At 68.3% G+C, this 12,341-nt stretch carries 12 protein-coding genes and 1 pseudogene; 10 read left to right on the top strand and 3 right to left on the bottom strand.

Translation table 11 applies throughout. From position 1 onward, the window contains the following. Window positions 1-145: 145 nt before the first annotated feature. Complete coding sequence (gene trhA, locus D7Y13_RS28910) at window positions 146-787, top strand: PAQR family membrane homeostasis protein TrhA (RefSeq protein WP_120585488.1); 642 nt, start codon at window positions 146-148, stop codon at window positions 785-787. Between the two features lie 34 nt (window positions 788-821). Here the strand turns inward: trhA and D7Y13_RS28915 are convergent, their stop codons facing one another. Further along, window positions 822-3,719: an RICIN domain-containing protein gene (locus D7Y13_RS28915; protein WP_120585487.1), complete on the bottom strand. Its 2,898-nt coding sequence runs from the start codon at window positions 3,717-3,719 to the stop codon at window positions 822-824. Window positions 3,720-3,862: 143 nt separating this feature from the next. Here D7Y13_RS28915 and D7Y13_RS28920 point away from each other — a divergent pair, with 143 nt between their 5' ends. Then, the gene (locus tag D7Y13_RS28920; RefSeq protein WP_120536838.1) at window positions 3,863-4,081 is read left to right on the top strand and encodes a hypothetical protein; all 219 of its coding nucleotides are present in this window, start codon (window positions 3,863-3,865) and stop codon (window positions 4,079-4,081) included. 9 nt (window positions 4,082-4,090) lie between these two features. Next, window positions 4,091-4,249 (top strand): hypothetical protein, encoded by a 159-nt coding sequence (locus D7Y13_RS45915; RefSeq protein ID WP_158620473.1) that lies wholly within the window; start codon window positions 4,091-4,093, stop codon window positions 4,247-4,249. Window positions 4,250-4,654: 405 nt separating this feature from the next. On the opposite strand, the gene D7Y13_RS45350 is transcribed toward D7Y13_RS45915, so the two are convergent. Next, window positions 4,655-5,080 (bottom strand): hypothetical protein, encoded by a 426-nt coding sequence (locus D7Y13_RS45350; RefSeq protein WP_147444484.1) that lies wholly within the window; start codon window positions 5,078-5,080, stop codon window positions 4,655-4,657. Further along, entirely contained in the window at window positions 5,077-5,727 is a 651-nt protein-coding gene (locus D7Y13_RS28935) for a hypothetical protein (RefSeq protein WP_233595895.1), read from the bottom strand. The genes D7Y13_RS45350 and D7Y13_RS28935 overlap by 4 nt, the downstream gene beginning before the upstream one ends. Window positions 5,728-6,081: 354 nt before the next feature. Between D7Y13_RS28935 and D7Y13_RS28940 the strand changes: the two genes are divergently transcribed. The 7 genes and pseudogenes from D7Y13_RS28940 to D7Y13_RS28970 all read left to right on the top strand — a co-directional run. Beyond that, on the top strand, window positions 6,082-7,326 hold the full coding sequence (locus tag D7Y13_RS28940; RefSeq protein WP_120585486.1) for an FAD-dependent oxidoreductase: 1,245 nt from the start codon (window positions 6,082-6,084) through the stop codon (window positions 7,324-7,326). A 251-nt stretch (window positions 7,327-7,577) separates the two neighbouring features. Continuing rightward, window positions 7,578-8,222, top strand: coding sequence for an SRPBCC family protein (locus D7Y13_RS28945; protein WP_158620472.1), 645 nt, complete (start codon window positions 7,578-7,580; stop codon window positions 8,220-8,222). 15 nt (window positions 8,223-8,237) lie between these two features. Further along, window positions 8,238-9,407: a zinc-dependent alcohol dehydrogenase gene (locus D7Y13_RS28950; RefSeq protein ID WP_120536843.1), complete on the top strand. Its 1,170-nt coding sequence runs from the start codon at window positions 8,238-8,240 to the stop codon at window positions 9,405-9,407. A 124-nt stretch (window positions 9,408-9,531) separates the two neighbouring features. Further along, a complete protein-coding gene (locus tag D7Y13_RS28955; RefSeq protein ID WP_120536844.1) occupies window positions 9,532-10,833 on the top strand; it encodes a PQQ-dependent sugar dehydrogenase in 1,302 nt (433 codons plus the stop codon). Window positions 10,834-10,958: 125 nt separating this feature from the next. After that, window positions 10,959-11,384 carry an OsmC family protein gene (locus D7Y13_RS28960; protein ID WP_120536845.1) on the top strand — a complete coding sequence of 142 codons (426 nt, stop codon included), beginning with the start codon at window positions 10,959-10,961 and terminating at the stop codon, window positions 11,382-11,384. 140 nt (window positions 11,385-11,524) lie between these two features. Beyond that, window positions 11,525-12,100 (top strand): RNA polymerase sigma factor, encoded by a 576-nt coding sequence (locus D7Y13_RS28965; RefSeq protein ID WP_120536846.1) that lies wholly within the window; start codon window positions 11,525-11,527, stop codon window positions 12,098-12,100. A 3-nt stretch (window positions 12,101-12,103) separates the two neighbouring features. Beyond that, a pseudogene (locus D7Y13_RS28970) lies at window positions 12,104-12,341 on the top strand (hypothetical protein); the annotation flags it as partial.

Genomic DNA, 12,341 nt, shown 5'->3' on the forward strand with positions numbered 1-12,341 from the left:
CGATGAGGTGCGCCACGCTCAGTGTGATGACGACGCTGCCGTTCGCTGCGAGGACGGGGCCGTGGTCCGGGGCCAGCGTGTTCCAGTTCACGGCGGCGGCCTGCTCGCTGACGAAACCGTGACCTGCCCGGGGTAGGAGCAGGCCATGGACGAGTTGAAGCCCAGGCTGCGAGGTGTGTCGCACATGCTCGCGTTCATCGCGGCGCTGGTGGCGTGCCTCCAGATGGCCCGGACCCCGGTGCAGGGCGTGCAGTACGCGGCCAACCTGACGTTCGGCTTCAGCATGGTGCTGATGTTCGGCGTGAGCGGGACCTACCACTGGCCCACCTGGACGCCCGCGACGTACCAGCGGCTGGGGAAGTTGGACCACGCGGCCATCTACATCCTCATCGCGGGGAGCTTCACGCCCCTGGCCACGCTGGACCTGGCGGGAGGCTGGAGCCGGCAGTCGCTCTGGGTGATGTGGGCAGCGGCCCTCACGGGCGCGACGCTCACGCTGCTGGGCATCTCCGCGTCGCGGGGGCTGCGCTCCGCGCTCTACGTCGCGCTGGGGCTGGTGTCGACGCCGGTGATGTTGCGGCTGTCGGGTGTCATCGGCCCCACGCGGGTCGGGTGGCTCGTCTTCGAAGGCGTGCTCTACGCCGTGGGCGCCGTGGTGTACGCGCGCCGATGGCCGGATCCGAAGCCGGAGGTGTTCGGCTACCATGAGCTGTTCCACGCGATGGTCATCGCCGCGGCGGCCGTGCACTACGTCATCCTGCTGGATGTCCTGAGTCCCTGGACATAGACGCTGTCCAGGGGAGAGGTCCGAGCGCCTGGGTCTACTGTCCCAACGCGACGTTCGCGATCCCGGGCGGGCCCCAGCTGCCGGGCGGCTTTCCACCACCGGCGTTGGTGACGCTGCTTGACAGCCAGTAGCCTTGCGCCGGGATGTTGTACGGGACGGACGTCGTGCTGCCGCCGACGACCTCGAACTGCATCACCTGGGTTCCGCTTGAGTCGGTCACCGCGACGTTCACCGACGTGTCGCCGTGGTGCCCGGCGCTGGCGGCGAACTCCAACATCGCGTACGGCGCCAGCGGCTGGCTCATATTGCCCCAGCTCACGGGGCAGTCATGGTTGGGCGTCAACGTCATCGTGAGCGCGTTCGGCGTGCAATTGAAGACCCGCGCGAGCAGCGTCTGGTTCCAGTTGGTCGACAAGGTGGTGCCAATGCTCTTGCTGTCCAGGCCGAGGATCGACATGACGCGCGTCGGGAAGGGCCAGCTCGGGCTGCCCAGGTAGAACGCCGACGGGGTGACGCCCAGATTCCACACGTAGGTGGACATGAGCGTGGAGGACGGATAGCTCCCGTTCGAGGCGGCGAGGACGTAGAGGTCGTAGGCGCCAAAGTACTGCTTGGAGCCGTCCATCGTGACGACGCTCGTGTAGCAATCACTTGGCAGCTCTGGGGACATCGGCGCGAGCGACATCGACGCCTGGACCGAGTCCAGGAGCGACTGCTGGAACGCCTGCCACATGTAGTACTGGACCGGCATCAGCATCTGCGCGATCGCGAGGTAGATGCCGGGCGTGGCCGAATTCTCGAGGCCGCTCTCCGTGTCGACGGTCCAGGCCAGCGAGTCGGGGGCACCGGGCATCAGCGAGGTGAGCGACCCGATGGCCCGCATCTGCCCCCAGTCACCGAGCGCCGCCGTCATTTGATCCTGCGTCGCGGCGGTGAGGTGGGTGAACAAGGTCCCGACGTTCAGCATCAACTGGGAGACCGCCGCCTGGACCTTCCCCAGCGAACCGGGCTGGCCATACGAGGCGGCGGCGTTCAGCCCGGTCTGGATGAGCCCCGCGATGCAACCCCCGACGTCCGGCACGAGCTGGACGAACGACAGCGCGATGCCCTCGATGACGGCAACGGCGTCCCCGGACGCCTGCGTGCCCAGCCCCGTGATGCCCTCCGCGATCGAGTCGAGCAGCCCCAGCACGTTGACCTGCAGCGCGGAGTAGAACGTGCTGGCATCGGAGCTGAGGATTTGGATGGCGTTGGCGTACGTCAGCTCCTGTTGGATCTGCTGCTGCACCTGGGTCCACACGTCCGACGCAACACTGGACGGCGGTGGCGGTGTCAGCCCCGGGAGGTTCGCCAGCCAATCGGGCACGTCGGTCGTGTTGGTGTACTCGCCGCGGATCCCTTGGCTGCTGGTGATCTTCGGGAGAAGGTTCGCGCTGATGTAGTTGTAGGCGGTGAGCGCCTGCGGATCCGACGAGGTCGGGAACCCGAGCGGCATCTGCCCGACGATGGCGTCCAGCGGGTAGCCGTTCGTGTTGAACCAGGCCTGCTGGGACGCGGAGGTCGTGCTCCCTGCCGCCTTGAGGACCAGGGCGGTGCCCTGGGTCAGCGCGTTGTCGGGCACGGTCAGCAGCGCGCCGGACTGCACGTTGGCGATCTGCAGCACCTGCAGCGGCATGCCGCTCCACGTCACCTCCGACGCGGAGATGTTCCATTGCTGGGCGGGCGTGGCGATCATCTGCTTGGGGTACATCACCGCGGCGCCGTCAGGCATGGCGGTGAGCACGAAGTCGGGCGCCAGGTCGGAGGTGATGTACCCGTCGATGCTGTAGCGCCAGAGGTTGTTGTTCGGCCAACTGACATTGGAGAACGGCGGCTGCAGTCCAGGGGGGACGGAGCTCAAGGGCCAGAGGATCACGGGCGTCCCGCCCGTCGTCGCGTTGCCCTGGACGTTCGCCACGAGCGGCAACGGCGGCGCGAGCGTGGAACCTGACGTCGTGGCCGTCTGCCCCTCCACCGCTGAAGGCTGCCAGTTCGACAGCGAGACGGTCCAGAGCGCGGCCGCCGGCGGTTGGCTGCCCACCGGGATCGCCACGACGCTCGCGCCCGCGGTGAAGTCACCGTTCAGCACCGCGAGCGCCTGGTTCGTCGCCCGGTTGATGAGGGTGCTCGCGTTGGGCATCCCGTACAGGTTGCCGCTGCCAAGCGTCCACAACTGGGTGTCGTCGCCGACGTCCACCTCGCAGGTGACGACCGGTTGCACGCCATTGGCGTAGGTCCCGAGCCCGAGCACGAGCGACGGGGAGAGCGCGCTCACGATGTAGCCGGACTGCGTGAGCCGCCAGAGGTCGTTGGTGGCGTTCGTCTGGGACGTCCAGACGATCACCTGGGTCCCCGGCGTCGACGAGCCGCCGGCGATGTTCAGCAGGAGCGTGCTCGGCGCACCGGCGGCGACGATGTTGAAATAGCTGGCATTGAGGGCGCTGCTCAGCGCCGTCGGCTGGTCGAAGGCCACGGGGAACGGATCCATCGTCCACAACGCGTCGGGCTGCGCCGGAGCGGTGCCGTCGAGCATCTCCAACGAAGCGCCATTGGTGTAGGCGGTGACCGTCAGCAGTTGCAGGCTCGCCGTGCTCTGGATCGTACCGGCGCGCGGCGCGTCGGCGACCTCACCGGCGTTCAGTTGCCACACCTGGGTGTTGTCGGTCGGGCTCTGCGTGGAGAGCACGACGCCGCCCGAGCCCACCGCGAGCACCAGGCTCGGATCGTAGCCGTTGACGAGATACCCACTGGCCGTCAACCGCCACAACTGGCCCTGGGCCTGGACGCCGCCCTGCCGTTGGACGAGCTGCACCGCGGAACCCGAGGTCGAACCCGAGGCGCCAACCACGAAGGAAGGGTTCGTCGTGGACGCGATGTGGAAATACTGAGGCATGGGGCTCCCTGGTTTGAATTCCGGAAATAGAAGCCAAACCGGACTCCATCAGGAATAATCCCTTCAACGGCTTTTCTTGTTTTGCTGGATTAATATGTCCAGGGGCTTGGGACGGTAGCCCGTCGGCTGGGTATGCTGCGGGCATGGTGCCCTTGATCGACCACTCCGGGCTGCCGCCGGCCCAGCGCGCACGGCTGGAGCGGGAGCTGGCGCCGCTCACCCTGCTCCAGGACGTGGTGCGCTGGGGGTTTGCCCGGACGCCGCCCCGCGACGTGGCGGCGGTGGTGGTCCAGGACGAGTTCACCCACGACGTGGTGGTGCCCTGGGAAGGCGAGCGCTACCTCGTCTTCGACACCACGTGACTGGGCGGCGTGAACGCGGTCTCCGTGTGGGACCGTCAACCGAAGGCCGATGAGCTCCTGGACGCCCGGCTCGCCGCCGGATGGACGCCCACGCCGACGAGCACCGTCGACGGGGACGTCATCCTCGGCCATGCCGCGTGCCGGGTGCCTCCGAAGAAGGCGCCCTGACGCACGCGACGACTTCGGCCTCGGGGCTACTTCTTCTTCTCTTCCTTGGCCTTCTTCTTCTTCTCCTGCTTCTCCTTCGTCGTCAGCTTCGGCTTGTTGTCCTTCTTCGCCTTCTCTTGACCCTTGGGCATGGTGCGTCTCCTGTCGCCGGACAACGGCGGTCCCCAGCCTAACGTGCCGTGGGCCCGAAGTGCCCTGATTCGCGAGGCCCCGGAGAAAAGCGGGGGCCTGCTTCAGGGGTTGCCGCGACCGCCGGACGCACCGTGGATCTGCCCGGTGATGGCGTCCGTCTGAGCCCCTACGTGATGAGCGAAGTCTGCAGCCAGATGCCCTTTCCAATGTTCCGAGCGTCCACGGGCCGAAAGCCCTTTGAGCCCCCGGGTTGGCGTCGTGGTGGGCGAGCACCTACCGCTGTTGCGCGACGATGAGACCGCGCCGCACATCGACGGCGTAGAGTCCCCCGGCATCCGTGGCGGTGTCGTTCGGATCGCAGATTTCGGTGTGCGCGTAGATGCCAACCAGGATGATGCCATCCGGCAGCCGCTCCACCGCCACCTGATAGATGTCACGGCGGAAGAGGCACAACTCGACCGGCGTTGCGTTCTTGGGTGGCTTGCGGTCCAGGGGGAGAAGGTCATCCATCGCGAGTTGGACGGCGGTGGCGATGTCGCCATCCAAGAGCGTTGTCCGGCCCTCCTGGAAGGTGAGGGCCGGGAAGACGAACTTCTGGGCCTCTTCGGGAGGTGCATGAGGTGGGCGCTTCGAGCGCTGGAAAAGGGAGCACCCACTCAACGCAATGAGCGACAGAGCGATCAGCGATGCACGTGTCATCGGGATGCCTCCGACACAGGCAGAATGGTGCCATTGACCTTGTCCATGACGCGCCCGATGAGCACCCAGCGCCCCCCCTGCCGCACGAAGACCTCCCCGGGACGCTCCTTTCCGATGTTCGGGATGTACATCTGCACGGTGCACGCAGCGTCCATCTGGACGCGGAACGAGTACCGCTGGCGAGACTGCCAGCGGTCCTGGATGGACATCTGCGAGTAGCGCCAGGGGTGGGTGTGGTAGTCCGCGAGGATCTCCGTCCGCCCTCGTTCATCCACCACCTTCCGAGGCACGCGGCAGTTCTTGAAGTCCTTGTTCTCAGCGCTGAGGCGCCGCGTCTCCAGGGCGGCGGGCCAGGACGCATGGTAGCGGCCCTCATGGGCGTAGATGACCCCGCAGTACTCTTGGCCATACTCACCTCGTGGTGGCGCGGCAGCGGGTAACTCCATGAGCGGGATGCACAACTGGTCGATGACGGCATCCGCGTCGAGGGAGGCGGTGATGACAGGCCATGGCCCACGGACCCACGGAATCTCATGGCCGTCGCGGACCTCAATCCCGAAGTACGTTCCGTTTCCATCCCAGAGATACGAGGAGCCGCCACACGCCCAAAGCAGCGCGAGTGCTACCAGCCAGCGCAACGGCGACATGCCCCCCCTGGTGCTCCCCGGGGCGAGGGGAACGGCAGCGCGGAGGGCGCGCAAGGGATGGCGGGTGGCTGACATGGCGCGACATGCAATCACGGACACACTGGAAAGTTAACAACACCTAACGAAAGTCAGGGCTGGGCTGGCCGTTGGCACGGACAGCCTCAGCTTGAGGAATCGGGTCCGTGAACTCGTCCCCGACGCCCGCGAGGGCATCTCCCGCGCGCCGGAGACCCTCGTGCCATTTCAGGCCTATCGCAGTCCGATTTCCCCCAAGAGCCACGAAGCCCTTCGGGACCGCGTGGAGCAGTGATTAGGCTTTCCGCGCCCGCTCCACTACGGGCCCAGGGGAACACCATGACTGACAAGACGCTCACCACCCAGTGCTGCATCGCGGGAGGCGGTCCCGCGGGGATGATGCTGGGCATGCTGCTCGCGCGCGCCGGAGTGGATGTCACGGTCCTGGAGAAGCACGCGGACTTCCTGCGCGACTTCCGTGGCGACACCATCCACCCGTCCACGCTGGAGCTGATGCATGAATTGGGATGGATGGATGAACTGCTCGCCCTTCCCCACACCAAGGCCCCGGAGATCCGCTTCCAGAGCGGCACGCACGACGTGGTGGTGGGGGACTTCCACCACCTGCCCACCCACGCCCGCTACATCGCGTTCATGCCCCAGTGGGACCTGCTCGACTTCCTCGCGCGCAAGGCCTCCGCCTGGCCAGGCTTCCACCTGCTCCGGCGCACGGAGGTGACAGACCTGCTGCGCGACAAGGGCCAGGTGGTCGGCGTCCAGGCCCGGACCCCGGACGGCTCCCTGGAGGTGAGAGCCCCCCTCGTGGTGGCCGCCGACGGGCGCACGTCCACCGTGCGTCAACGCTCCGGACTGGAAGTGGAGGAATTGGGCGCGCCCATGGACGTCCTCTGGTTCCGCGTTTCACGCAAGCCAGGGGACCCCTCCGGCCCCATGGGCCGCTTCGAGGGCGGGCAGATCTTCATCCTCATCAACCGGGGCGACCAATGGCAGTGCGGCCGGGTCATCTCCAAGGGCGCCTTCGAACGCGTGCGACAGCGCGGCCTGGACGCGTTCCGCGAGGACTTCGCGCGACTGGCCCCCCTCCTCGCGGACCGGGCCCCGGAGATTTCAAGCTGGGACGACGTGAAGCTGCTCACCGTGCGCGTGGACCGGCTGCGCACCTGGTTCCAGCCCGGCCTGCTCTGCATCGGAGACGCGGCGCATGCGATGTCTCCCGTGGGCGGCGTGGGCATCAACCTCGCCGTGCAGGACGCCGTGGCCGCCGCCAACCTCCTCGCCGCGCCGCTGCGCGAAGGCCGCGTGACGCCCCAGGACCTGCGCAAGGTTCAACAGCGCCGCGAACTGCCCACGCGCCTCACGCAGCGCGCCCAGGTGCTCATCCAGGACCGCGTGCTGCGCCCCGCGCTGCGAGCGCCATCGAACCGCACGGGCCTGCCCCTGCCGCTCTGGCTCATCCAGCACTTTCCCAACCTGCGCCGCATCCCGGCGCGGATCATCGGCCTGGGCTTCCGGCCCGAGCACGTGCGCACGCCGGCCACGCCAGCCACACCGCCCTCGCATTGAGGCACGCCGGGCAGCCAGCTCCAGCGGCCCCTCCACATGTCCAGTTGTCCCGGGACCTCCCTGCCCAAAGCATCGCAGGGAGTGCCTGACGCACGCGCCCCCCTCCACGCGCGGCCAGGACGGGAGAAGCCATGCAAATCTCACGAACAGGGCCCCTACGGCCCCTCGAGCCTCGAACGACGCATTCCCAGGAGGAGCTCCTTTCGAGCCACTGGGGGCGGACCGCTTCGGCGGTGCTCGCCGGGACGCTCGTGTCCCTGGGACTGAGGCGCCGGTCCTTCGGGGGCACGGTGGTGGCCCTGGCCAGCGGCGCCCTGCTCTACCAGGGGCTGCACTCCCGGCGGCGCGCGGCCCCAGGCGGCGCCCGCACGGCGCGCGGCCCACCGCCCTCCGAGCAGGCCCACCGCACCCACACCACGCACGTGGAACACACCGTCACCGTGGGCCGCCCGGCGGAGGTGTTGTACCGCCTGTGGCGCGATCCCCAGACGCTGGGCCGCATCATGGCCCCCTTCGCGGACGTCACGCCGACGGGGGGAAGCGGCCGGCATTGGAAGCTCCACGGACCGCTGGGACGCACGCTGGAGTGGGACTCCCGCGTCGTGGAGGAGCGCACGCCGGAGCTCATCCGCTGGGAGTCCATCGGGGGCGGCGCGCTGGTAGGCCAGGGCTGGGTGCGCTTCCGGCCCGCCCCGGCGAACTGGGGCACGGAGGTGACGCTGCACCTGGCCTTCTCCCCACCGGGACGCGCGCTGGCCGGAGCACTGGCGAAGCGGCTGCGCGGCATCCCGGCCCTGCAGTCAATGAAGGTGCTGCGCCGGTTCAAGAGCCTGGCGGAGACCGGAGAAATGCCCACCCTGCAGCACAACCCATCCGCTCGCGCGAGCGCGGACTGACCGGAGGACGAGCCCATGCGAGCCCTGTGCTGGAACGGAGTGAATGACCTGCGCGTGGAGACCGTCCCCGACCCGGAGATCGTCAACCCGCACGACGCCATCCTGCGCGTCACGATGTCGGCGACCTGCGGCTCGGACCTGCACTTCATCGACGGATACATCCCGACGATGCAGGAAGGCGACATCATCGGCCACGAGTTCATGGGCGAGGTCGTGGACATCGGGCGCGACGTGAGGAAAGTGAAGAAGGGGGACCGCGTGGTGGTGCCCTCGTTCATCGTCTGCGGCAACTGCTGGTATTGCGAACACCAGCTCTGGTCGCTGTGTGACAACACCAACCCGAAGCCTGAATACCAGCAGGTGGCGTTCGGCCATCCCACCGCCGGCATCTACGGCTACACCCATGCCTTCGGCGGCTACGCGGGCGCCCATGCCCAGTACGTCCGGGTGCCCCATGCCGACCACGACTGCTTCCTCGTGCCAGAGGGCCTGCGCGACGAGCAGGTCATCTTCCTCTCCGACGCGGCCCCCACTGGCTACATGGGCGCGGACTTCTGCGACATCCAGCCGGGCGCCACCATCGCCGTGTGGGGCGCGGGCGGCGTGGGGATGATGGCGATGCGCAGCGCCTACCTGATGGGCGCGGAGCGGGTCATCGCCGTGGATCGCTTCCCGGAGCGCCTGTCCATGGCCCAGCGGTTCGTCGGCGCGGAGACGGTGGACTACAGCCAGACAGAGAGCGTGGTGGACGCGCTCCGGGAGATGACGGGCGGCCGCGGGCCGGATGCCTGCATCGACGCGGTGGGCATGGAGGCCCACGGCACCGGGCCGGGCTACGCGTATGACCGGGCGAAGCAGGCGCTGCACCTGCACTCCGACCGGGGCCAGGCGATCCGCGAGGCCATCCTCGCCTGCCGCAAGGGCGGCACCCTGTCCGTGCTGGGCGTGTACGGCCTGATGGACACGTTCCCCCTGGGCGCCATCATGAACAAGGGCCTCACGCTGCGCGCCGCGCAGCAGCACGGGCAGAAGTACGTCCCGCGCCTGCTGGAGCACGTGGTGAAGGGCGAACTGGATCCGTCGTTCCTCGCCACGCACCACTTCTCGCTGGAGGACTCGCCGAAGGGCTACGAGCTCTTCAAGAAGAAGGAGGACGGCTGCGTGCGGGCCGTCTTCACGTCTTGAACGGAAGGGCACGTGTCCTGCGCTGAGCAGCAGGCGCCCGTGCTTCCCACAACTCAACACCCGCGCGCGGTGCCCCGCATCCAGGCATCGCGTGGGGCGGAGGGTTCTCCGTAGAGGGAGGGGCATGACCGTGTTCTTCCGAGTCCCGCTCTGCGTGGCGGCCGCGCTGCTCCTGACGGACTGCGCGCACCGCTCCACCCCGTCCCCGGCGGGCAAGGCGCCGGCCCTGCCCGCGCCGGACCCCAGCTTCAACGTGAAGCGCTACAGCTCGGTCGTCGGGTGGCCGCAAGGCAAGCGCCCCGTGGCCCCCGAAGGTTTTGAAGTGACGCGCTTCGCGGGCGACCTGCGCAACCCGCGCTGGACCTACGTGCTGCCCAACGGGGACGTGCTCGTCGCGGAGGCCTCCTCCGAGTTCAAGGACAAGGAGGACCAGAAGGAGTCCATCGAGTCCGGCAAGGTGCGCTCGCAAAACCTGGGCAACAGCGCCAACCGCATCACCCTGCTGCGCGACGCCGACCACGACGGCACCCCCGAGGTGCGCGACGTCTTCCTGGAGGACTTGAAGCAGCCGCTGGGCATGCTGCTGCTGGGCGACCGGTTCTACGTGGCCAACACGGATGGCCTCTGGCGCTACCCGTACACCGCCGGGGAGACGAAGCTCCAGTCCAAGGGGCAGAAGCTGTTGGACCTGCCAGCGGGCGGCTACAACAACCACTGGACGCGCAACCTCATCGCCAACGCGGACGGCTCCAAGCTCTACGTGTCGGTGGGTTCCGCCAGCAACGTGGCCGAGCACGGCCTCCAGGAGGAGGAGCGCCGCGCGAACATCCTGGAAATCAACCCCGACGGCACCGGCGAGCGCATCTATGCGAGCGGCCTGCGCAACCCCGTGGGCATGGCCTGGGCGCCGGGCACGCGCGTGCTGTGGACGGCGGTGAACGAGCGCGACGACCTGGGCGAGGACCTGGTGCCGGACTACCTCACGCACGTGGAGGACGGCGGCTTCTACGGCTGGCCCTACGCGTACTTCGGCGCGAACGAAGACCCGCGCCTGGCCGGTCAGCGCCCGGACCTGGTGGCCCGGACGCTGGTGCCGGACGTGGCCCTGGGCGCGCACACCGCGTCGCTGGGGCTGGCGTTCTACGAAGGGCAGGCGTTCCCGAAGAAGTACCAGGGCGGGGCCTTCATCGGGCAGCACGGCTCGTGGAACCGCGCGGAGCTGTCCGGCTACAAGGTCGTCTTCGTCCCGTTCCAGGACGGCCGGCCCTCCGGTCCGCCGGAGGACTTCCTCACCGGTTTCATCTCCAACACCTCCGAGGCCCAGGTGCATGGGCGCCCGGTGGGCGTCACGGTGCTGCCCGACGGCGCGCTGCTGGTCGCGGACGACGCCAGCAACACGCTGTGGAAGGTGTCCGCGAAGCGCTGAAAGGGTTGGCGAGGCGATGTCAGGCGTTGCCAGGAATTGTCAGCAAGCCCCCCGCGCCCTACCTTCCGGCGCGGACCAAAGGCAGACACGGCAGGCCGCCGTGTCGCCATCAGGAGAACAAAGCCATGGGAATCAGCAAGGGCAGTGCGCAGTGGACCGGTGGCCTGAAGGACGGCAAGGGCGCGATGAAGCCCGGCCACGCCGCCGAGGTCCCCTTCTCGCTCGGCACCCGCTTCGAGGGCCAGCCGGGCAGCAACCCCGAGGAGCTGATTGGCGCGGCGCTCTCCGGATGCTTCTCCATGGCGCTGTCGCTGGGCCTGGAGAAGGCGGGCCTGAAGCCCACCAGCATCAAGACGAACGCGGACGTGCAGCTCGACAAGCAGGGCGAGGGCTTCGCCATCACCACCATCGCGCTGAGCACCGAAGTCATCGTCCCCGGCGCGGACGACGCCCGGTTCCAGAAGATCGCCGAGGAGACCAAGAAGGGCTGCCCCGTCTCCAAGGCGCTCGCCGGCGTGAACATCACGCTCAAGGCGAAGCTCGTCGGCTGACGTCCGCCCGCCTCCCGTTGAACGAAGAAGGCCCCCGGGACGACAACCGTCCGGGGGCCTTCGCGCTTCAGGACCCGGAGCATCCCGTTCGATAATCAAGGCCTGTGGCCGATTCGCCGGCAGAGAGGTCTTTTCCACAGGTGGGTGAAACGGACGCATTCGCGGACGAGGTCCGGCGGGCGACGCAAGGGGAGTCGTCCGCCTTCGGTGAACTTTACCGTCGGACACGGCCCCTGGTGGCGCGACTGGTCGCGGGTTTCGGCACATTGGATGCGGATGAGGTGGAGGACGTCCTCCAGGAGTCCTACGTCCGCGCGTTCCGGGGGCTGCCCCGGTTGAAGGAGGCCGGGGCCTTCACGCCCTGGCTGCTGACCATCGCGCGCAACCGGGCGCGCTCGAAGCTGGAACGCCGCACGGCCCTGCGGCGGATGGAAGACGCGCTGGCGGATCCCGAACCGGAAACGGTGCCGGCCCTGCCCGCGGCGCTCCAGGTGGAGCGCGACATCGCGGTGGTGCGGCAGCTCATCTCCGAGCTGCCCGAGGGCGAGGAGAAGAAGACCGTGCAGCTCTTCTATCTGGAGGGACAGTTGTCCGCGCGGGAGATCGCCGAACAGCTGGGCGTGGGCAAGAGCACGATCACGATGCGGTTGGAGCGGTTTCGAGGGCGCATCAAGCGGGAGCTTCTCCAACGGGTGCTCGCCGGACGGTGGGATTGAGACATGAGACACCTGGATGCCGCCGTGATGCACGACCTCGCGAACCGGGAGCCCGGCGCGGTCGCCTGGTTTCGTGAGCACCTGGCCTCGCCGTGCGAGGTCTGCGAGACCTTCCTCGCCACCCATGCGGACGCGCTCGACGGACACGTGGACGCGCTCTTGCTGAAGCTGGCCCCCACACAAGCGGTGGAGGCCAACATCGTGCCCCTGCGCCGCCCTGCCCCAGTAACGCGCCGGGGGG

It is taken from the genome of Corallococcus praedator (assembly GCF_003612125.1).
Taxonomy (GTDB): domain Bacteria; phylum Myxococcota; class Myxococcia; order Myxococcales; family Myxococcaceae; genus Corallococcus; species Corallococcus praedator.